The organism is Streptomyces malaysiensis subsp. malaysiensis (genome assembly GCF_040653035.1).
GTDB classification, from domain to species: domain Bacteria; phylum Actinomycetota; class Actinomycetes; order Streptomycetales; family Streptomycetaceae; genus Streptomyces; species Streptomyces malaysiensis.
Window position 1 is genome coordinate 628,160 of sequence record NZ_JBEZNG010000002.1, and the last position, 20,659, is coordinate 648,818.

Here is a 20,659-nt window from a genome sequence, read left to right on the forward strand (position 1 = left end):
GTCTTCTACTCTCCGTTGTCCGGGCCGGTGACCTGGCCGTCCTTGATGTACCGGGCGAGGTTGAGGTCATCGCCGTGCTCCTCGCGCACGCCCTCGGCCCACAGTGTCGTCTGGGTGCCCTCATGCTTGACCATCCCCGGACTCACACCGATCCGGAAGCCGCCCGGCAGCGGTTTGCCGTCCTTATGGGGCAGAAAGTCCAGTGGGCCGGGCCCGTCGGAGGGGTAGACGGCGCAGTCCGAGAGGACCGCCACCGGGTACTGGCCGGTGACCGCCGCCATCTTGAGCATCTTGCGGTGCATATTGATCCGTGCCTTGGAGATGACCGCCGCGCGGATGTCCGGCCGCCAGGTCGGGCGCTGGAGCGCCGGCCACGGCTGACCGGGGCGCCAGCCACCGCCACGGGGACGCTCCCGCAGCTTGCCGATGCCGCCCTTGACGGTCGCCTTGATCGCGGAGAGGACGATCGCCATCCGCGGGTCGGCCTGCCGGTGGCCGTCCATCGCGGCCAGGAACTCCCGCGGCCCCATGCCGGTGGTGACCCCCAGGTCGGCCATCGTGGCGACATAGGCGTCCCGCAGCCGTGAGTACCAGGCGTCCAGATAGCGGCCGTTGTCCGGGCGGAGGTACGCCTCGACGGGGGCGACGCCGTAGCCGAGCTCGACGGCGTAGGCGACGGTCGGCGTGGCGTACCAGGCGGGTCCCGACGGCCGCTCCCCGGTCGGGGTGAAGGGGCTCGGCAGGCGTGGATCGAGTGCGATGTGGGAGAGGTCCACCAGCCAGGAGCCGGGGACCTTCGGGTCGAACGGCGGCCGCTTGACGTGCACGGGCTCGCCGAGGCCGAAGACGGTGCCGTTGGCGGCCGCGGCGAAGGCCATGTTGACGTCGATGCCGACCACATAGCGCTTGGCGCATTCGTCGTCGGTGAGCGGCCGCGCCCAGTCGTACGCCTCCTCCACCAGGACCTCGTCGGGGGTGCGCTGGTGGAAGCGCGGCAGATGCGCCAGCAGGGGGTGGCCGTCCGGGGCCTCGGGCGGGGCGCACCGCACCGGCTGGGTGCCCAGCGAGCCGGGGTTGCGCTCGCCGTGCCGCCGGCCGCTGTCGTCCGGCTCACCGGCGCGGGTGGGCGGGTGCAGAGCGGTCATCAGCTCCAGGCCGGTGACGGCGGTGGAGCCGCAGGGGGTCATGACGCGGTCGGCGTAGGTGCCCAGCAGATGCGCCAGATCGGCGGGCGGCAACTGCGCGGCCCCGCCCCAGGAGCGCGCGTCGAGGGCGTCCCAGCCCAGCACGCACAGCTGGACGCAGGCGCGCCGCGAGCCCTCGGCGGGGCGGTAGATCCGCGCCCACGGGCCGAGCCCACGCCGGGTGAGCCGCCAGTCGGCCCGCTCCAGCTGCTCGAGGACCTTGTGGCCCTCGGACAGCCTCCCGGCCCGGCGCTCCTCGTCGGTCAGCCGGGCCGGGAGGCCGAAGCGCACCGCGGCCGCGTCGGTGAGCACCACCACCGGGTCGGCGTCCCTGCCGTTGCGGTTCAGCCGAGGCGCGCCCAGCCGCGCCTCGGCCAGAGTCCACTCCACGAGGGACGGGAGGGACTTGGCCGGGGTGTCCAGCACCAGTCCGCCGGGGCAGTACGCCCGGACCTCGCCATCGGCGACATCCACGACCGCCAGGGGGCCGTTGGCGAAGCGCGGGTCCACGGCGGGGGCCGCCGTGGTGGTGTCGGCCGCCGCCGTCGCGGGCTTCCTCGCATCCGGGCGGCGCGACGCGGACGGCCGGGGCGGGTGGGACCGCTGCGTCGGGGGCGTGGTGGGTCGCCGGGGCGCGCCCTGTGCTGGGGGCGCCCCGGGGCCCTCGTGACTCCGCGCCGGGGAATGGTCCCGCCCGGGGGAAGGACCCTGGCCCGGGTGCGGGGGTCGTGTCGGTGTGGGCCGGGCGGAAGGTGACGACTCGGGGGCGGCGGGGGCCGGACCCGCCCCCGCCCCCGGCGCCTCCGCGGCCGGGGTGGGAAAGCGGGCGGCCAGGCCCTTCAGAAGCCGGGCGTAGGCGGCACGCTTCGGCTGCCGGGGCTCGGTTTTGCCGGATTCCCAATTGCCCACCGCTTCCCGGCGGATGTCCAGCGCCCTGGAGATCTCGGCCTGGCTCAGTCCCGCGGCCTCGCGCAGCCTCTTGCGCTCCGCGGGCGGCGGAAGATCGTCCTGGGCGACCTGTTCCAGGAGCGCGTCAACAGCGCTGAACAACTCGTCCTCAGCGGGCACGGGGCTCACCTCCGGCCAGACCCTATCCCAATCGCTCTCTGTAGCGCATACTCCATCGCACCCTCAACCGCTCCTTCCGCAAAGGCGGTAGCGGTCCGGAGACCTGAGTCGTTCCGGGCCGCGGAGGGCGGCGGAGGGCCGCGGAGGGCGGCGGAGGGCGGCGGGCCGGCCGAAAGGCACGGCCGACCCTGTGAGCGGCGGCGCAGCCGGAGCTGATTAATCGTCAACGCACTTGGGGTACTTCGAGCCCCGGTTGCAGTCGTGATAGTCATACTTACTGACACGGAACTTCTTCTCATTACCCCCCTTGGCCGGATTGACGACCAAGTAGAACTTCTTCCCGTCCTTGACCTTGTCGGTGACCTGGCCGTCGGGGCCCCGGTCGAAATCCTGCGCGCAGCCGGCGAGCGAGGCAAAAGCGGTCAATACCAAAAGGGCGGCGGCAAGGCGACGCATAAGGTGCTCCGATCAACTTGGGGACCGGCACAGTCTAGGAGAGACACACCACCGACAGCACCGCCCGGGATACCCATGGCCGGCAACGACAGCACGTCCGACAAAAGCTCCGAAGAATGACCGGCGAACACCCTCGCCCCCTCCACCAAAACATCACACTTCAGGGGGTACGGGTTCCAAAGAGTTCGAAATCCCTTCCCCCGACAGCTCGGTGGCCGTCAGCCCCATTTCGGCTGGCGTTTCTTGCGTAAGCCGTCTTCTCCCGCCTTGGACCGGTACGCGGTGTGGCGCTGCTACGCGGTCACCTTGGCGAGGAACGCGGCGACGTTCGCCACGGTCCGCTGGATCTTCTCCTCCAGCGTGAGGGACTCGGGGGGCCGCGATCCGGAGCCCGCGTCCTTCTTGCCCCGCACATACAGCGAGCAGGCGAGGTCGCTGCATATGTAGGCACCCACCGAATTGCCCTGCTGCCTGGCCTTGCCCGCCTTCGGCGCGACCATCAGGGAGACGCCGCCGGTGTGGGCGGTCAGGCACATCGAGCACATGCTGCGCCGCGCCTGCCAGGAGGCGGGGGCGGGGCAGCGCAGCGCGAGCGCGGTCGGGCGGCCGTCCAGCTCGGTGACGAGGTAGGCGCGGCCGGGGGCCTGGGGATCTCGCCAGCCCAGGTAGTCCAGATCGTCCCAGGGCCGGTCGGCCAGGTCGCGGGGGACGGAGAGGCGCTTCGCCTCGCCCTTGGTGCAGTTCACGAACGCGGCACGGATCTCTTGCTCAGTCAGCGGCTTCATATACCGCAGGCTAATTTGCCTAAAGGGGTTAGGCAAATGCATAATCGGCTCTGGCGAGGGAGAGGACAGCTATGGCACGGGTGGGACTGACCACGGAACGCCTGACCCGGGCGGGGGCGGAGCTGGCCGACGAGGTCGGCTTCGACCAGGTGACCGTCTCGGCGCTGGCCAGGCGGTTCGACGTCAAGGTCGCGAGTCTGTACTCGCATGTGAAGAACTCCCAGGACCTCAAGACCAGGATCGCCCTGCTCGCCCTGGAGGAGCTCGCCGACCTGGCCGCCGACGCCCTGGCCGGGCGGGCCGGAAAGGACGCCCTGGTCGCCTTCGCGAACGTCTACCGCGACTACGCCCGCGAGCATCCCGGCCGCTACACCGCGGCCCGGCTCAGGCTCGACCCGGAGACGGCGGCCGCCAGCGCCGCTGTCAGGCACTCGCAGATGACGCGGGCGATCCTGCGCGGCTACGACCTGGCCGAGCCGGACCAGACGCACGCGGTCCGGCTGCTGGGCAGCGTCTTCCACGGCTACGTCAGCCTCGAACTGGCGGGCGGGTTCAGCCACAGCGCCCCCGACAGCCAGGAGAGCTGGTCGCGCGCCCTGGACGCCCTCGACGCCCTGCTGCGGCACTGGCCCGCCCCCTGACCGTGGCCCGCCCCTGACCGGCGGATACGGCGTCGAGCCCGAGGCGGTCGGCCCCGCCGCGCACCGGCGCATCCGCACCATCAGTCCATCCGTACATCTGTGATCAACAGGCTGGAACCATGCACACCACCGAGCACGACTGGATCACCACCCCCATCACCGCGGACATCCTGCGGGGCGCCCTGGACCTGGAGCACACCGCGCACGGCGTACTGCCGCACCGGCTGCCCGCCTGGGCCCGCGCCCAGAACACCGACGGGCAGCTCGCCATGGCGGAGGCCCAGCCCTCCGGCGTACGGCTGGCCTTCCGTACCCGGGCCACCGCCGTCGAACTGGACACACTCCCCACCAAGCGGGTCTACGCGGGCGCCCCGCCCCGCCCGGACGGCGTGTACGACCTGCTCGTCGACGGCCGCCTGGCCGGGCAGTCCACGGTGACCGGCGGCAACACCCTGGCCATCGACCTTGCCACCGGGACCGCCGAGAACCACCCCGGCCCGGCGGGCACCGTCCGCTTCACCGATCTGCCCGACGGCGTCAAGAACGTCGAGATCTGGCTGCCGCACAACGAGACCACCGAGCTCGTCGCCCTGCGCACCGACGCCCCCGTCGAGCCCGTACCGGCCCGGGGCCGCAAGGTCTGGCTGCACCACGGCAGTTCGATCAGCCATGGCTCCGACGCCGCCAGCCCCACCGCCATCTGGCCCGCGCTCGCGGCCTCCCTCGGCGGCGTGGAGCTGATCAACCTGGGCATGGGCGGCAGCGCCCTGCTCGATCCGTTCACCGCCCGGACGATGCGGGACATCCCCGCCGACCTGATCAGCATCAAGATCGGCATCAATCTGGTCAACGCCGATCTGATGCGGCTGCGCGCCTTCACCCCGGCGGTGCACGGCTTCCTCGACACGATCCGCGAGGGGCATCCCACCACGCCACTGCTGGTCGTCTCGCCCATCCTGTGCCCCATCCACGAGGACACGCCCGGCCCCGCGGCCTTCGACATCAGCGCGCTCGGCGCCGGAAAGCTGCGGTTCCAGGCCACCGGCGACCCCGCCGAGCGGGCCGCCGGGAAGCTGACGCTGCGCGTCATCCGGGAGGAGCTGTCGCGGATCGTCAAGCAGCGGGCGGCCGACGACCCCCACCTCCACTACCTCGACGGCCTCGAACTCTACGGCGAGGCCGACGCCGCCGAGCTGCCGCTGCCCGACGAGCTCCACCCGGACGCGGCCACCCACCGCCGTATGGGGGAGCGTTTCGCCGCGCTGGCCTTCACCGCCGATGGTCCGTTCGCGGGCCACGGCGTCTGACCCCGGGCTCCGTCCGGTACAACGAGAGGGTCCGGTCGCTCGGCAGGAGGAAGCGGCGCGCCACAGGAGGAGGAAGCCGTGATGGTGGACGCGGAACAGCGGTGCCGCCGCGAGGGGCGGCGGTGATGACGCCCGATGTGTGGGTGCGGGTGAACAGCGCGGCGTTCGGCGGCCGCATGGTGCGCTCCGACACCATCGAGCAGGTCAGATGGGACCGGAAGACGCCCCAGCATCTGATCCTGACCCTGCACAACGGCGACGAGGTCCATCAGGACGTGCGGGGCGGCGCGCCGATCGACGACATGGACGACGCCGAGGGCGACGAACTCGCCGAGCACCTGGTGAGCGCGATCGCGAGGGCCTCGGACCGGCCCGGTGGCCACATCCTGGATCTGAGGCGCGATGAGGCCACCGGACGCATGGGATGGTTCCGGACACCGCTGGTGGACAAGCCCTGGGCGGAGTGAGCGGGGCGCGGGCCCGGGTCATCCCGGGCGACCCGACCGCTGCGGTACCGCGAGGCCAGGCCCTACCCTGGTGGCCGTGCACATCTGCTTTGTCTGCACCGGGAACATCTGCCGGTCGCCGTCCGCCGCGCTGGTCTTCGCCGAGCATCTGCGCCGGGCCGGCCTCGATGGCGCGGTACGGGTCAGCAGCGCCGGTATCGGCCCCTGGCACGCCGGTGAACCCATCGACGAACGGGCCGGGGCGCTGCTGGCCCGGCACGGCTACCCGGTCGGGCATGTCGCGGCCCAGCTCGGCGCCGAGCACCGGGACGCCGAGCTGTTCCTGGCGATGGACCGCGGCCATGAGAAGGCGCTGCGGCGGCTGGTGGACGATCCGTCCCACATCAGAATGTTGCGGTCCTTCGACCCGGACGCGACCGGTGACCTGGACGTACCCGACCCGTACTACGGCGGCCCGAAGGGGTTCGACGAGGTGCTGGCCATGATCGAAGCCGCGGTGCCCGGCCTGCTGGGCTGGGTGCGCGAGCGCCTCGGCTCATGAGCGCCCGTCCGGCGGCCGGGACGGGCGAGGACCCCGGTGCCGCGGCGGCCCGGCTCACCGGCCGTCCGGTGACCCGCCAACGGCCGCTGTCCGCGACGCTCACCGAGGTCACCCTGGACGGCGGGCGGACGGTGATGGTCAAACGGGGTGACGGCCCCGGCGCGGTGCGGGCCGAGGCGGCCGGGCTGCGCTGGCTGGCCGACGCGGACACGGTCCGTGTCCCGGCGGTGCACGGCCACGACCGGCACTGGCTGGTCACCGGCCAGGTGCCGGTCGGCCGGCCGAGCGCCCGGGCGGCGGCCCGGCTCGGCCGCGACCTGGCCGCCCTGCACACCGTCGGCGCGCCCGCGTTCGGCGCCCCGCCGCCCGACGGGCCCACGGACGCGTACATCGGGCTGGCCCCGATGCGCAACGTACCGGGCACCGACTGGCCGCACTGGTACGCCGAACACCGGGTGCTGCCCTATCTGCGCCGCGCCGTCGACGACGGCACGGTGGGCCGCGGCGAGGCCGAGTTGGTCGAACGCGCATGTGAGCGGCTGCCGGAGCTGGCCGGACCCGCCGAGCCGCCCGCCCGGCTGCACGGCGATCTGTGGAACGGCAATGTCCTGTGGGGCACCGACGGGCAGGCGTGGCTGATCGACCCGGCCGCGCACGGCGGCCACCGGGAGACCGATCTGGCGATGCTCCATCTGTTCGGCTGCCCGCATCTCGACCGGGTGCTGGAGGGCTACCAGGAGGTGGCCCCGCTCGCCGCGGGCTGGGCCGACCGCGTCGGACTGCACCAGCTCTTCCCGCTGCTGGTGCACACCGTGCTGTTCGGCCGCGGCTACGCCGGGCAGGCGCTCACGGTGGCCCGGACGGCCCTGGCCCGGTGAGGGCCCGGACGGCCCTGGCCCGGTGAGCTACCGCAGCTCCTCGCGCAGCCCTTCCAGAGCGGTGTGGTCGTCGTCCGTGCCGGTGTGCGGGGCGGCGAACCAGTGCGCGTACTCGACGATCTCGGAGAGGCGCCAGTCCAGGGCGAAGAGCTCCACCATCGCCGGGTCGGGGCGCAGCCGGTCGCCCGCCCCGGCCTCGATCAGATCCGCGTAGTCCCGCTCCCGTGGCGCGAGGGCCAGCGACTCCCAGTCGACCAGCTTCAGCCCGCACGCGCCCACGACCTGGTTACCGTTGTGCGGTTCGCCATGGGTCGGCACCCACGTCTCCCGGCGGGAGAGGGCGAGGTCCGCGAGTTCGAGGTAGCGGTCCGTCCAGCGGGCGATCGCGGCATCGTGCGCGGCGATCGCGGCCCGCGCCTCCTCCCCCAGCGGTCCTGACGTCCAGGGCCGGGCGGTCCGCGCCCGCAGCTCCCCGGCGAACTCCGGGCCGACCCGCGGGGTCCACCGCCGCAGCCCGGGTGGCGGCGCGGCGCGGTGCAGCGCGGCCAGCGCGGCCTCGACCTCACGGACGTGGCGGGGCCCGCGCGCCTCCTCCTCGGTGGGACTCCGCCCGTCCAGCCACGGCGTCACGCTCAGCGCCCCCGCCTGGACGCCGACGGTGAACCGGCCGGACGACCGGGCGGGCAGCGGCGCGCACACCACGTCCACACCGGCCGCGGCCAGCGCCGCCGCCCCCGCGTAGGCGGCCTCCAGCGTCGCCGCGGTGTGCCGCGGCTCCAGCTGGTCCAACGTCACGAACAAGACCGTGCCGCCACCGGCCGCCACCCGCCAGTGGTGGGCGCCGAAACCCCAGGGCAGATAGGCGATTTCGGCGACGTCGGGCAGCCAGTGGGCGGCGACGGCATGCGCGATCGCTTCGTCGCCGATGAAGGAGGGACGGGAGAACACAAGATCCGATCCTAGGAAGCGCGCGGGCCGCCGTCACCGGAATTTCGCCGCTCGCCGCCCAAACCGATTCGCCCGGTGGCTCGTCTTGGCAGACGAGGACGAACGGAGGGGAAGCCATGGTGGAGCGGGTGGACAGCGGTGCGACGCCGCCGATGCGGGCGGCAGCGCCTCGGCGGGCGGGGCGCCGGGTGGTGCGGTGGGCTCGGGGCGAGGACGCGCGGGGCCGGTCGGCCTGGGCGCGGGGGCGGGTGCTCGCCGTACTGGCCGTGCTGACGGCCGGGCTGCTGGCGTTCCACCGGGCGGTGCCCAACTCCGTGGGGCGGCTGGGCAGTTTACTGGAAGCGTTCCTGCCGTGGCTCGGCCTGGTGGTCGTGGTGCTGCTCGGCCTGGCGCTGCTGCGCCGTTCGGCCATTGCCCTGGTGGCCCTGCTCCTGCCGGTGGCGGCCTGGACGTACCTCTTCGGCGGGCTGTTCCTGCCCGGGGCGGAACCGGGCGCTCATGACCTGGTCGTGGTGCAGCACAACGTCAGCGATGAGAACACCGACCCGGCGGGGACGGCCCGAGCCCTGGCCGACGCCGGGCCCGATCTCATCGCGCTGGAGGAGCTGGTGCCCACGGCGCTGCCGGTGTACGAGAAGACCCTCGCCCGGGACTACCCGTATCACGCCGTCCGGGGCACGGTCGGGCTCTGGTCGAAGCATCCGCTCACCGATACCCGGCCGTTGGACATCAAACCCCGGGGGATCACGGAGGCATGGAACCGCGGACTGCGGACCGCCGTCCACACGCCACGTGGCGAGATCGCGGCGTATGTCGCGCATCTGCCCTCGGTCCGCGTCCGGGCGAGCGGCCTCGCGTCCTCCTGGCGTGACGAGAGCGCCGGCCTGCTGGGCAGGGCCATCGCAGCGGAGAAGCGGAATCCGGTGATCCTGCTGGGCGACCTCAACGGCACGGTCGACGACCGAGGGCTCGCGCCGCTGACGTCTCGGATGAACGTGGCGGAGCGGGGCTTCGCCTTCAGCTTCCCCGCCGGCTTCCCGCTGGCCCGGATCGACCAGGTCATGGCCCGCTCGGCGACCGTCGGCCACATCCGCGCCCTGTCCGCCACCGGCAGCGACCATCTGCCGGTCGCGGCGCGGATCACACTGGACTGATGGGCGTACCAGATGCTGCGCCGTGAGGCACAGGGACACCTGGCCTTCGGAAACGACGGTCTTCTGGTGCAGACCGCGCGGGCTCGTCGGTCGGGCGGCTGGTGACGGGCCTGGCCCAGTTCCACGACCTGGCGCTTGTCAACGTCGTCCGGAGCGAGCGCGGCGCCGCCGAGCCGCGCAAGCGGTTCCCGGACGTACCGGTCGTGTCGGACAGCCGCCGCCACCGCCGCGGCCGGGACACCGCACCACGGTCAGGCACCTCCTCGGGAACGGTCCCGGGACCCGCGGGTTAGAAAAGCCGCGCACGAGTTCCCCGACACAGGAGGTCCAACTGATGGGTACCGGTATGCGCTGGAGGACCACGACGGCCGCGCTGACCACAACTCTGGCGAGCACGCTGGGACTCGGCCTGATGTCACCGGTGGCACACGCCGCCGGCCACGGGCCCTGCTACGACGGGCGGTGCAAGACCACCGTGTCGAGGCCCACGAGCATCAAGGTCGACAGCCACCGGTTCGGGTTCGGGAAGCTGCGGATCACCCACATCAGCTCCCGGTCCGTGAAGATGTCGGCCACCACGACGGGCGGCGCGCGCCTGAGCGGCAGCACCAGTCCGGGCGGCACCGTCAGGCTCAACAACCTGAGCATCCGGGTGCAGTCGGCCTCCGGCCACAAGGCCAAGCTCGTCCTGACGCCCGCCTCCTGACACCCGCGTCCTGACGCCCCGTCCGCACGCATTGCGAACCCGTCGTCGGAGCCCCGGCGCATCCGTTCCGCGCCGGGGCTCCGACGACGGGCGGCGACAGACGGGACGCCTCCGCCGCTGCCCGTACGCGGCCCCTGGGCCACCACCGGACAGCCGATCAACCATGTTCGGCGGGGCGCCTCACAGCGGCGCGTCCGCCTCCTCGACGGCCGCGGCGCGCAGCGCCTCGGCGACGCGTACCGCCGCTTCCTCGGGCGGATCGGGGAGCCGGGCGAGGACGAGGCGGCGCTGCTCCCGTGGGCCGCCGCGCACGGGCAGGATGCGTACCCCCTCGGGGGCGGCCGGGGCGAGCGAGGCCCCGACCGTGGTGAGGCCGCAGCCCGCGGCGACCAGGCTGAGCTTGGCCAGCCAGTCACGGGTGGTGTGGACGATCTCGGGCCGCTCGTCCAGACCGGGCCACACGCCCATCAGCCGGTCCTCGCCGGATGGCGGTGCCGCGATCCAGCGCTGCCCCCGCAGATCGGCGATGTCCACGTAGTCCCGGCGGGCCAGGGGGTGGGACGCGGGCACGGCGAGCCGCAGGCCGCGCTCGGTCAGGGTCCGGGACACCAGCGGTGGCGATTCGGTGTCCAACGGCCGGAACGGGGGTGCGGAGCTGAGCAGCGCGAGGTGGATGCCACCGCTGCGCAGCGCCCGGACGAGCGCGGCCGTGGTGCCCTCACGGCTGGTGACGGTGATGGCGGGATGCGTGGTGCGCAACGCGGCGACGGCCCGTGGCAGCAGTGCGGCACCCACGCTGGGGACCCAGCCCACGCGCACGGTCCCGCCCTGGTCCGGGAGCCCGGACAGCTCCCGGGCCGCCGAATCGATCTGGTCGAGGGCGGCGGTGGCGCGCCGCAGTACGAGGTGGCCGACGGCGGTCAGACGCACTCCCTCTCGCCGCCGCTCCAGCAGCTTCACCCCGGCGGCCCGCTCGATGGAGGCGATCTGGCGGGAGACGGCCGACTGGGTGTAGCCGAGGGACACCGCCGCTGCCGTGAAGGTGCCCTGCTCGGCGACCGCACGGAAGACCCGCAGGGCGGTGAGTGAGACATCCCGGAAATCCATGACGTCAACGCATACCACGTGTGCCGAAGTTTCGCTGGCCTCATAGATGACCGGCTTCTACGGTGAGGTGGCGGACGCCCCCGCGCGGCACGGTCCCGCCGGTGCGACACGGCGTCCGGGCCGCGCCCACCGTCGGGTCGCACTCCATTGCCCGGAGTGCGCCCCATGAGGGGGCCGCGGATGCGCAACCCCCGCCGAAGCACCACGAGGAGTTCCACATGAGCACCATCACGACCCCCTTCGGGTTCTCCAGCACCGCCGCCGAGGTGGCGGCGGGCATCGATCTCACGGGACGGCGCGCCATCGTCACCGGCGGCGCCTCGGGCATCGGCGTGGAGACGGCGCGCACGCTCGCAGACCGCGGTGCGGAGGTCGTCCTGGCGGTCCGCGACATGGCCGCGGGCGAACGGGTGGCCAAGGACATCGCCACGACGACCGGCAACCAGGCGGTGCACACCGCGCCCCTCGATCTGACGGACCCCGCCTCGGTGAGCGCCTTCGTGGCCGCGTGGCAGGGCCCGCTGCACATCCTGGTGAACAACGCGGGAGTGATGGCGTGCCCCGAGCGCCACACCCGGCAGGGCTGGGAGTGGCAGTTCGCCACCAACCACCTGGGCCACTTCGCGCTGGCCACCGGTCTGCACGGCGCACTCGCCGCGGGCGGCGCCGCGCGCGTCGTGTCGGTGAGCTCCTCCGGGCACCAGCGGTCGCCCGTGGTCTTCGACGACATCGACTTCACCTTCCGCCCTTACGACCCGTGGCTGGCCTACGCACAGTCCAAGACGGCCAATGTGCTCTTCGCGGTGGAGGCGACCCGCCGGTGGGCAGCCGACGGCATCACGGCCAACGCCCTGATGCCGGGCGCCATCAGGACCAACCTCCAGCGCCACATCGGCGACGGCGGCGGCCGGGTGCGGCCCGACCAGATGAAGTCGGTGGAGCAGGGCGCCGCCACGTCGGTGCTGCTCGCCACGTCGCCGCTGCTCGACGGGGTCGGCGGCCGCTACTTCGCCGACTGCGACGAGGCCGAGGTCGTCGACCGTCCCACGGGCAACCTGCGAGGAGTCGCCCGCTACGCCGTCGACGCCGACAACGCACGGCGCCTGTGGACGGTGTCCGAGGCCCTGCTCGCCGACGCCGGCTGACAATCCGTCGGCACGCGGCTTCACCACGTCCCACCTGGCTCCGCCACACGCCCCTCCACACTTTGTGACGGACGTCACAGCATGCGGGAACCTTATCTTCAGGTCATCATATGACCCGATCGCCACCAGGCAGCCGGGGCCGATCACGCCACCGGACCGCACGGCAAGGGCAGCGGCGCTCCCCCATGGGCACAGCAAGGGACGAGGAGGGGCATGAGCGACCAGGACAGGCCGGTACGGCCGCGCGTGGGCGTGGTGGGGCTCGGGGCCATGGGACTCGGCATGGCGCACAGCCTGCGGAGGGCTGGCTACGACGTCGGGGTCCACGATCTGCGACCGGAGGTGGCCGAGGACTTCGCCCGCGACGGCGGGACGGCGTTCGCCACCCCCGGCGACCTGGCGGCCGCGGTGGACGTCGTGGTCAGCGTGGTGGTCAACGCGGCGCAGGTCGAGTCGGTGCTGTTCGGCGCCGATGGAGCCGCCGCCCGGCTCCGCCCCGGAGCCGTCTTCGTGATGTGCTCCACGGTCGACCCGGGCTGGTCCGCGCAGCTCGGTGCGCGCCTGGCCGGGAGCGGTGTGCTCTACCTGGACGCCCCCATCTCCGGTGGTGCCGTGCGTGCCGCGGCCGGTGAGCTGACCATGATGACGTCGGGATCCCCCGAGGCGTACGCGGTCGCCGATCCGGTGCTGGAGGCCATGAGCGGCACGGTCTACCGCCTGGGCGAGCAGGCCGGTCTCGGCTCGAAGGTGAAGATCGTGAACCAGCTGCTCGCGGGGGTGCATATCGCCGCGGCGGCCGAGGCGATGGCCCTGGGCCTGAAGGCCGGTGTTCCGGCCGAGGCGCTCTATGAGGTCATCACGCACAGCGCCGGCAACTCATGGATGTTCGAGAACCGGATGGCGCATGTGCTCGCCGGTGACTACACACCCCTCTCCGCGGTCGACATCTTCGTCAAGGACCTGGGGCTCGTGCTCGACTCCGCACGGCCGGAGAGGTTCCCGCTCCCCCTGGCCGCCACCGCTCACCAGATGTTCCTCCAGGCGTCGGCGTCCGGTCTGGGCGCCGAGGACGACAGCGCGGTCATCAAGATCTTCCCCGGGATCGATCTGCCCCGGCCGGCGGGTGGCTGACATGGGAATCCGACTCGGCTGTATCGCCGACGACTTCACCGGTGCCACGGACCTGGCCAACAACCTGGTGCGCGCGGGCATGCGCGTGGTCCAGCTGATCGACGTACCGCCGCCGGGCGCCGAGCCGCCGGTGGACGCGGACGCCGTGGTCATCGCGCTCAAGTCGCGGACCGTTCCGGCCGCCGACGCGGTCGACACGTCGCTGCGGGCCCTCGCCCGACTGCGCGCCGCGGGCGCCGAGCAGATCTACTTCAAGTACTGCTCCACCTTCGACTCGACACCGGCCGGCAACATCGGGCCGGTCACCGAGGCCCTGATGGACGCCCTCGGCACCGGCTTCACGATCGCGACACCTGCGTTCCCCGACAACGGGCGCACGGTCTTCAAGGGCCATCTCTTCGTCGGCGATGTGCTGCTCAGCGAGAGTGGTATGCGCCACCATCCGCTCACCCCGATGACCGACCCCGATCTGGTCTCGGTCCTCGGTGCGCAGACCACACGGGCGGTCGGCCTGATCGACCATACGGTCGTCGGCCACGACGCCGAGGCGGTCCGGGCCCGGATCGACGAACTGCGCGAGCAGGGGGTCGGAATCGCCATCGCCGACGCCGTCTCCAATGACGATCTGCTGCGCCTCGGCGCGGCGGTCCAGGGGATGCCCCTGGTGACGGCGGGCTCGGGCCTGGCCATCGGCCTGCCCGCGAACTGGGGGTTCACACCGTCCGCGGCCGCCGCGCGGCTGCCACCGCCGAGTGGCCACCAAGCCGTCATCTCCGGATCGGTCTCCGCCGCCACCCATCAGCAGGTCCTGGAGTTCCTGCGCGGTGGCCGGCCCGCGTTCCGCGTGGATCCGCTGCGTGTCGCGGCCGGTGAGGACGTGGCGGGCCAGGCCCTCGCCTTCGCCGAGTCGCGGCTGGCCGACGGACCTGTCCTCTTCTACTCCACCGAGCCGCCCGAGGCGGTGCGGACCGTCCAGAGCAGGCTCGGCGCCGCCGAGGCCGGCGAACTCGTGGAGCGGACCCTGGCCCGCGTGGCCCAGGGCCTGGTGGAGCGCGGTGTCCGCCAACTCGTCGTCGCCGGAGGCGAAACCTCGGGGGCGGTCGTCCGGGCGCTCGGCATCACCGCACTGCGGCTCGGCCCGCAGATCGACCCCGGTGTGCCCTGGTGCGCGGCGGCGCTTCCCGGCGAGGGCACGCTCCGGCTTCCCGGCGGCGACACGCTCCATATCGCGCTGAAGTCCGGCAACTTCGGCGGCCCCGGCTTCTTCACCGACTCGTTCGCCCTGCTCGGCCCCGACCGGGAGACCTCATGACGACCGAGCTCCCCGACACCGCCGTGGACAAGGCGCGCAACGAGATCGTCCGGGTGGGTACGAGCCTGTTCAACAGGGGCTATGTCCACGCCAGCGCCGGGAACATCAGCGCCAGGGTCGGCGACGGCCATCTGATCACCCCCACCGACGCCGCCCTGGGCTTCCTAGATCGCCACCGCCTGGCACTGGTGGACGCCAACGGCGAGCGGATCGCGGGCGACCGCGCGAGCAAGACCCTGACGCTCCATCGACGCGTCTACGCGGCCGACCCCACGGCCCGGTTCATCATCCACACCCACTCCACCCATCTGGTCGCGCTCTGGATCGCCCCCATCATGATCAGCTGGGGCCTGGTCTCGGCGGCGTTCATGTTCGTCACCGACAAGGCGACGTTCTACGTACTCAGGTTTCTGCCCGGTGCGGCGGAGGCGGGGTTCTACCCGGGTGTGATCCTGTACTGCACCGAGAAGGCCGTGGTCGAGCGGGCGGTCGCCGATGACACCGCGCACCAGACGGTGCGGAGCCGGGTCCGGAACGCCTTCCGTGAGCCCAGGGTGTGGCTGATGTGCCTCATCGACTTCTGCTTCGTGATGGGCCAGAACGCACTGACCTTCTGGATGCCCTCGTTCGTGGAGTCCACCGGCATCGAGGGCAACTTCGCGATCGGCGTGCTCAGCGCCGTGCCGTTCCTGGCCACGCTCGTCGCCATGAACGTGTTCGGCCGTTCGGCGGACAGGCGCCGCGAGCGCCGCTGGCACCTGGTCATACCGAGCCTCATGGGCGCCGTCGGGTTCTCGCCGGCCGCCGTCCGGAACGGATCGACCGCGCTGTCCCTGACCGCGCTGTCCGTCGCCGCGGCCGGGGTGCTGACCTGCGCTCCGCTGTTCTGGTCGCTCCCCACCGCGTTCCTGGGCGGCACCGCGGCCGCGGCGGGACTCGCCATCATCAACTCGGTGGGCAACCTCGCCGGTTTCGTCAGTCCCTACATGATCGGCGCGATCAAGGACGCCACCGGTTCGGCGTCGATCCCGATGTACGTCCTGGCGTTCACCCTCGTCGCCGGCGCCGCCGGGGTGCTCACCACCAACAAGCACGTCGTCAATCGCTGACCGGGACGGTCCCGGCCCGAACGCAGGAGCCAGCATGCCGAGGTTCGCCGCGAACCTGTCCATGATGTACACCGAGCACGGCTTCCTCGACCGCTTCGCCGCGGCGTCGGCGGACGGCTTCGAGGCCGTGGAGTACCTCTTCCCGTACCCGTACGACGCCACCGAGCTGCGCCGCAGGCTCGACGACCACGGTCTGCGGCAGGTGCTCTTCAACGCGCCTCCGGGCGCCTGGGAGTCCGGAGAGCGCGGGCTCGCGGCGCTGCCCGGACGTGAGGCGGAGTTGCGCTCGGGGATCGACCGGGCGCTGGAGTACGCGGCCGAGCTCGGCTGCCCGCGGGTGCATGTGATGGCCGGGCTGGTGGGACCGGCGGGCGCCACACCGGCGGAGCCGGCCGAGCCGGTTGAGGCGGCCGAGCACCGTGACACCTACCTGGCCAACCTCGGCTGGGCCGCGGAGCGGGCCGCCGCGGCGGGCGTGGACATCCTGATCGAACCGATCAACCGCCGTGATATGCCCGGCTACTTCCTGAACCGCCAGTCCGAAGCGCACACCGTGGTACGGGAGGTGGCGGCCCCGAACCTCAAGGTGCAGCTCGACCTCTACCACTGCCAGATCGTCGAGGGCGACCTGACCACGACCCTGCGCCGGGACCTGCCCACCGGCCGGGTCGGTCACCTTCAGATCGCGGGCGTACCCGATCGCCATGAGCCCGACCGGGGCGAGCTCAACATCCGTCATCTGTTCGGTGTCATCGACGACCTGGGCTTCGACGGGTGGATCGGCTGTGAGTACATCCCCCGCGCCGGCACGAGCGAGGGCCTCGGCTGGCGCCACGACTACCGAGGAGACAACGCATGAGGATCGTCATCACGGGTGGCTTCGGCTTCCTGGGGCAGCGGGTCGCCGAGGCGCTGCTCACCACACGGACGTTCCGTGGTGCGCCGATCGACCGGCTGGTGCTCGCCGACCGTGTCGCGCCGTCCGGCTCGGCCGCGGCCGACCCCCTCGTGGACGTCGTACGGGGCGACCTGGCCGACCGGCTCGACGAGGTGTTCACGGAACCGGTGGATGTGCTGATCCACCTCGCCTCCGCGGTCTCGGCCGAATGCGAGGCCGACTTCGACCTCGGGATGCGCACCAATGTGGACACCACCCGCGCGCTGCTCGAGGCCGCGCGGGCCCAGTCGGCCGCCGGCGGGCCGACGCCACGGGTGGTGTTCTCCAGCAGCGTCGCCGTCTACGGCTCCGATCCCGCGCTGCCGCTGCCGCCGGTCGTCAGCGAGTCCACCCTGCCCACACCGCGGTCGAGCTATGGGATCCAGAAGCTCATCTGCGAGCAGCTGATCGCGGACCACACCCGCCGCGGCTTCCTCGACGGGCGCGTCGCCCGCCTGATGACCGTGTCCGTACGGCCGGGCAAGCCGAACGCGGCGGCCTCCGGCTTTCTGTCCGGCATCATCCGCGAACCGCTCGCGGGCCTCCCCTCCGTCTGTCCGGTCCACCCAGATCTGAAAGTGGCCCTGGCCTCGCCACGGCGCACCGTCGCGGGCATCCTCCGCGTGGCCGAGGTGGAGCGCGGCGCCGGGCCCGGCCGGATCGACGGCGCGGTCCCGGTCAACCTTCCGGCGCTCACGGTCTCGGTCGCCGACATGCTGAGCACACTGCGGCGGGTGGCCGGAGACGCCGTCGCCGACCTGGTGTCCATCGCGCCCGATCCCGGTGTCGAGGCCATAGTGGGCTCGTGGCCCGCCGCGTTCGACAACGCCCGAGCCGCCGCGCTCGGCCTGGCCCCCGACCCGGACTTCGCATCGGTGGTGCGCGACTACCTCGAAGACCACGCCGACGCGGTCGCGGGCGGTCCGCACCCCTACGACGGACCCTAGGGTCTGTCGTCAAAGGGGGCGCCCTGCTCCCGACGCCTGGCACGGCCGCTCGCCGCGTTGTCGCGTCACCCGAGTACGTCCAGTACGAGGGCGACGCTCCGCCTTGCGATCGACCGCACCAGCCGCCGCTCGCGGCCGGGCGCCCCCTTTGACGACAGACCCTAGCGGCCGGGGCTGTGCCGATGAGCGGTGCCGATAAACTGAAGACCATGTTCTCCAAGGTGAGCGGTCCCGTGCGGCTCGCGGATCGGGTCGCGTCGATACTCTCGGAAGAGATCGAGTCGGGGCGGCTGGCCGAGGGCGACAAGCTCCCGACCGAGGTGGAGCTGGTCAAGCAGCTGGGCGTCAGCCGTACCGTCGTGCGCGAGGCCGTGTCCAGGCTCCGTAACGCGGGCCTGGTGGAAGCGCGCCAGGGGCTCGGTGTGTTCGTGATGCCGCGCCGCACCCGGCCGCTCGACCTGGAGGCCGAGACCGCCGAGGACACCAAGTCCAAGGTGCGGCAGATCGTGGAGGTGCGCCGCCCCATCGAGGGCGAGGCGGCGTACCTCGCCGCCACCCGCGCCACCCCGGCCGACCTCGTCCGGATGCGTCAGGCCCTGGAGGCCATCGACGTGGCGGTGGCGGCCGGTGGCGACGGCGTGGACGAGGATCTCGCCTTCCACCGCTCCATCGCCGAATCGACCGGCAACGCGGTGATGCTCTCGACGCTGCGCTACCTCGGCGAGGTGCTGCGCGGCGGAATCCGCGTCACGCGCGCGAACGAAGCGCGCCGCGGCGACTTCCTCGAAGCGGTCCGGCAGGAGCATCACGCGATCCTGGCCGCCATCGAGGCGCGCCACGCCGAGGCGGCGCGCGACGCGGCGCTGCTCCATCTGAGGCACGCGGCGTCCCGACTCCAGGACGCGGACGACGGGTTCTGGACCGAGACCGAGAACCTCGAGGTGGATCTCGACGCCGCGCCCTGACGCGATGCGCTGCTGAGACGCGATGCGTTGCCGGGGCCCGATGCGCTACTGAGGCCCGATGAACGGCACGCTCCCGAGGCACGATGCCCGGCGCTCATCGCTCATCGCCCATCGCTCATCGGCTCGAAGGTGGCGGCGTGGGTTCGGCGGGTCCGCCCGCCGCGTCGGCGTAGCGGCGGGCCAGATGGGCGAAGGCGGCCTTGAGTTCGGCCGGCCCGACGACCTCGATATCGGCGTCGAACCTGCCGATGGTGGCGGCCAGTCCGGGCCATGACCACGCGCCCAGGACGAGCCGGCAGCGGTCCGGGCCGAGTTCCTCCACGACTCCGTCGTGGGCGAAGGGGGAGACGTCGGCGGCGGGGAGGTCGAGGATCACCTCGCCACGGCAGGGCCAGTCGCCGGGGCCGTCGGAGCCCCGGAACCGGCCGGCCACGAAGGCGGCCACCTCCCCTCCGGGCACTTCACGCGGGGTGAAGCGGGGCCCGGTGGGGGTGCGCGGGGTGATGCGGTCGACGCGGAAGGTGCGCCAGTCCTCGCGGTCGAGGTCCCATGCGACGAGATACCAGCGCCCGCCCCGGGTGACGAGGTGGTGCGGCTGTGCCCGGCGCGGTGGCGCCGTGGCGGGGCCGTCGTCGCCGACCCGGGCCGATGTGTAGTCGAAGCGCAGCACCTCGTGGGCGCGGACGGCCGCGCTGAGTGTCATCAGAACCCGCGGGTCGACCCGCGGTTGCGGCCGGACCCCCGCGTGTTCGACGGCGGTGATCCGGAGGGCGTCGACGCGATGGCGCAGCCGTGCGGGCATCACCTGCCGGACGGTGCTCAGCGCACGGGCCGCCGCCTCCTCGATTCCCGCCCCGGTGGCGGTGGCGGTCTGAAGCGCCACCGTCAGCGCCACGGCCTGGTCGTCGTCGAACAGCAGCGGTGGCAGTTCCGTACCGGCGCCGAGCCGGTAACCCCCGTCGGGGCCCTTGGTGGCCACGATGGGGTAGCCGAGCTCGCGCAGCCGGTCGACATCGCGGCGCACGGTGCGCGGGCTGACCTCCAGCCGCTCGGCCAGCAGCTGCCCCGGCCAGTCCCGGCGCGCCTGGAGCAGCGAGAGCAGGGAGAGCAGTCGCGCTGAGGTCTTCTGCATGACTCCCATTCTGCCGCCAGTAGCGGCCACAACCTGTCCGCTTCCCCTGCCACTGTTGTCTCCGTCAGACCAACCGGAACGACCAGAAGGACCCGATCACCGTGACCGCAACCACCACACCCTCCGCCGAGCTCGACAGCGAGCGGGCCGATCTGCTCGCCGAGCTCGCCGCCGCGCGATCCGCCCTCACCAAGACGGTGCGCGGGCTCGGCGACCAGCAGGCCGGCGAGCGCCCGACGGTCAGCGCGCTGTGCCTGGGCGGGCTGATCAAGCACGTCGCGGCCATCGAGGAAGGATGGCTGCGCTTCGTACTCGAAGGCCCGTCGGCGCTCCGCTTCGACCTGCCCGACGGTGTCACCTGGGCCGACCTCGCGGCCGGTACCGCACGGGAGATCCCGCAGTGGGCGATCGACAACCAGAACAACTTCCAGATGCTGCCCGGTGACACGCTGGCCGGGATCCTCCAGCGCTACGAGGAGGTCGCCGCCCGGAGCGAGGAGATCATCACCACCGTGCCCGATCTGTCGGCGACGCATCCGCTGCCGGAGGCGCCCTGGAACGAGCCGGGGGCGGCGCACAGCGTGCGCCGGGTGCTGATGCACGTCATCGCGGAGACCGCCCAGCACGCCGGACACGCGGACCTCATCCGCGAGTCGCTCGACGGACAGAAGTCCAGCTGACCGACAACCGGAGCTCCTCGGAGCCGCGCCCCTGACCGGCGGCAACCGCAACGACGGCG

21 protein-coding genes are annotated in these 20,659 nt (G+C 72.5%); 15 read left to right on the top strand and 6 right to left on the bottom strand.

Features of this window, described 5'->3' with window-relative positions; translation table 11 throughout:
• Positions 1 to 5: 5 nt before the first annotated feature.
• From tap to AB0E24_RS07015, 3 genes are all read right to left on the bottom strand, one after another.
• Positions 6 to 2,252, bottom strand: coding sequence for a telomere-associated protein Tap (tap, locus tag AB0E24_RS07005; protein WP_359375217.1), 2,247 nt, complete (start codon positions 2,250 to 2,252; stop codon positions 6 to 8).
• A 216-nt stretch (positions 2,253 to 2,468) separates the two neighbouring features.
• Positions 2,469 to 2,708, bottom strand: a complete 240-nt coding sequence (locus tag AB0E24_RS07010; protein ID WP_069862461.1) for a hypothetical protein — start codon at positions 2,706 to 2,708, stop codon at positions 2,469 to 2,471.
• A 293-nt stretch (positions 2,709 to 3,001) separates the two neighbouring features.
• Positions 3,002 to 3,493 (bottom strand): FBP domain-containing protein, encoded by a 492-nt coding sequence (locus AB0E24_RS07015; protein ID WP_069862458.1) that lies wholly within the window; start codon positions 3,491 to 3,493, stop codon positions 3,002 to 3,004.
• 71 nt (positions 3,494 to 3,564) lie between these two features.
• Here AB0E24_RS07015 and AB0E24_RS07020 point away from each other — a divergent pair, with 71 nt between their 5' ends.
• The 5 genes from AB0E24_RS07020 to AB0E24_RS07040 all read left to right on the top strand — a co-directional run bounded on the left by AB0E24_RS07020 (position 3,565) and on the right by AB0E24_RS07040 (position 7,327).
• Positions 3,565 to 4,134 carry a TetR/AcrR family transcriptional regulator gene (locus AB0E24_RS07020; protein ID WP_069862456.1) on the top strand — a complete coding sequence of 190 codons (570 nt, stop codon included), beginning with the start codon at positions 3,565 to 3,567 and terminating at the stop codon, positions 4,132 to 4,134.
• A 119-nt stretch (positions 4,135 to 4,253) separates the two neighbouring features.
• Positions 4,254 to 5,441, top strand: a complete 1,188-nt coding sequence (locus tag AB0E24_RS07025) for a GDSL-type esterase/lipase family protein (RefSeq protein ID WP_359375221.1) — start codon at positions 4,254 to 4,256, stop codon at positions 5,439 to 5,441.
• A gap of 125 nt (positions 5,442 to 5,566) precedes the next feature.
• Positions 5,567 to 5,908 (top strand): hypothetical protein, encoded by a 342-nt coding sequence (locus AB0E24_RS07030; protein ID WP_069862452.1) that lies wholly within the window; start codon positions 5,567 to 5,569, stop codon positions 5,906 to 5,908.
• A 76-nt stretch (positions 5,909 to 5,984) separates the two neighbouring features.
• Positions 5,985 to 6,449 carry a low molecular weight protein-tyrosine-phosphatase gene (locus AB0E24_RS07035; protein WP_359375224.1) on the top strand — a complete coding sequence of 155 codons (465 nt, stop codon included), beginning with the start codon at positions 5,985 to 5,987 and terminating at the stop codon, positions 6,447 to 6,449.
• Complete coding sequence (locus AB0E24_RS07040) at positions 6,446 to 7,327, top strand: fructosamine kinase family protein (RefSeq protein WP_359375226.1); 882 nt, start codon at positions 6,446 to 6,448, stop codon at positions 7,325 to 7,327. Before AB0E24_RS07035 ends, AB0E24_RS07040 begins: the two co-directional genes overlap by 4 nt.
• A 27-nt stretch (positions 7,328 to 7,354) precedes the next feature.
• On the opposite strand, the gene AB0E24_RS07045 is transcribed toward AB0E24_RS07040, so the two are convergent.
• On the bottom strand, positions 7,355 to 8,275 hold the full coding sequence (locus tag AB0E24_RS07045; RefSeq protein ID WP_251769914.1) for a phosphotransferase: 921 nt from the start codon (positions 8,273 to 8,275) through the stop codon (positions 7,355 to 7,357).
• Between the two features lie 116 nt (positions 8,276 to 8,391).
• Between AB0E24_RS07045 and AB0E24_RS07050 the strand changes: the two genes are divergently transcribed.
• Together AB0E24_RS07050 and AB0E24_RS07055 are read left to right on the top strand one after the other, a co-directional pair.
• Positions 8,392 to 9,429 carry an endonuclease/exonuclease/phosphatase family protein gene (locus AB0E24_RS07050; protein ID WP_435865249.1) on the top strand — a complete coding sequence of 346 codons (1,038 nt, stop codon included), beginning with the start codon at positions 8,392 to 8,394 and terminating at the stop codon, positions 9,427 to 9,429.
• A 334-nt stretch (positions 9,430 to 9,763) separates the two neighbouring features.
• Entirely contained in the window at positions 9,764 to 10,135 is a 372-nt protein-coding gene (locus AB0E24_RS07055) for a hypothetical protein (protein ID WP_359375229.1), read from the top strand.
• A 180-nt stretch (positions 10,136 to 10,315) separates the two neighbouring features.
• Here AB0E24_RS07055 and AB0E24_RS07060 read toward each other — a convergent pair whose 3' ends face one another.
• Positions 10,316 to 11,242 (bottom strand): LysR family transcriptional regulator, encoded by a 927-nt coding sequence (locus AB0E24_RS07060; protein ID WP_359375231.1) that lies wholly within the window; start codon positions 11,240 to 11,242, stop codon positions 10,316 to 10,318.
• Positions 11,243 to 11,460: 218 nt separating this feature from the next.
• Here AB0E24_RS07060 and AB0E24_RS07065 point away from each other — a divergent pair, with 218 nt between their 5' ends.
• The 7 genes from AB0E24_RS07065 to AB0E24_RS07095 all read left to right on the top strand — a co-directional run bounded on the left by AB0E24_RS07065 (position 11,461) and on the right by AB0E24_RS07095 (position 18,788).
• A complete protein-coding gene (locus tag AB0E24_RS07065; protein ID WP_102933410.1) occupies positions 11,461 to 12,387 on the top strand; it encodes an SDR family NAD(P)-dependent oxidoreductase in 927 nt (308 codons plus the stop codon).
• 213 nt (positions 12,388 to 12,600) lie between these two features.
• Positions 12,601 to 13,518 carry an L-threonate dehydrogenase gene (gene ltnD, locus AB0E24_RS07070; RefSeq protein WP_359375234.1) on the top strand — a complete coding sequence of 306 codons (918 nt, stop codon included), beginning with the start codon at positions 12,601 to 12,603 and terminating at the stop codon, positions 13,516 to 13,518.
• Position 13,519: 1 nt separating this feature from the next.
• Positions 13,520 to 14,830, top strand: a complete 1,311-nt coding sequence (gene otnK, locus AB0E24_RS07075; RefSeq protein ID WP_359375236.1) for a 3-oxo-tetronate kinase — start codon at positions 13,520 to 13,522, stop codon at positions 14,828 to 14,830.
• Entirely contained in the window at positions 14,827 to 15,939 is a 1,113-nt protein-coding gene (locus AB0E24_RS07080) for an MFS transporter (RefSeq protein WP_359375238.1), read from the top strand. The genes otnK and AB0E24_RS07080 overlap by 4 nt, the downstream gene beginning before the upstream one ends.
• Before the next feature lie 34 nt (positions 15,940 to 15,973).
• A complete protein-coding gene (gene otnI, locus AB0E24_RS07085; RefSeq protein WP_347233633.1) occupies positions 15,974 to 16,798 on the top strand; it encodes a 2-oxo-tetronate isomerase in 825 nt (274 codons plus the stop codon).
• Positions 16,795 to 17,823, top strand: a complete 1,029-nt coding sequence (gene denD, locus AB0E24_RS07090) for a D-erythronate dehydrogenase (RefSeq protein WP_359375241.1) — start codon at positions 16,795 to 16,797, stop codon at positions 17,821 to 17,823. Before otnI ends, denD begins: the two co-directional genes overlap by 4 nt.
• A 209-nt stretch (positions 17,824 to 18,032) precedes the next feature.
• The gene (locus AB0E24_RS07095; protein ID WP_069863145.1) at positions 18,033 to 18,788 is read left to right on the top strand and encodes a FadR/GntR family transcriptional regulator; all 756 of its coding nucleotides are present in this window, start codon (positions 18,033 to 18,035) and stop codon (positions 18,786 to 18,788) included.
• Between the two features lie 115 nt (positions 18,789 to 18,903).
• Here the strand turns inward: AB0E24_RS07095 and AB0E24_RS07100 are convergent, their stop codons facing one another.
• Positions 18,904 to 19,920, bottom strand: a complete 1,017-nt coding sequence (locus tag AB0E24_RS07100) for a helix-turn-helix transcriptional regulator (RefSeq protein ID WP_359375244.1) — start codon at positions 19,918 to 19,920, stop codon at positions 18,904 to 18,906.
• A gap of 101 nt (positions 19,921 to 20,021) precedes the next feature.
• Between AB0E24_RS07100 and AB0E24_RS07105 the strand changes: the two genes are divergently transcribed.
• Complete coding sequence (locus AB0E24_RS07105; protein WP_102933418.1) at positions 20,022 to 20,600, top strand: DinB family protein; 579 nt, start codon at positions 20,022 to 20,024, stop codon at positions 20,598 to 20,600.
• Positions 20,601 to 20,659: the final 59 nt, after the last annotated feature.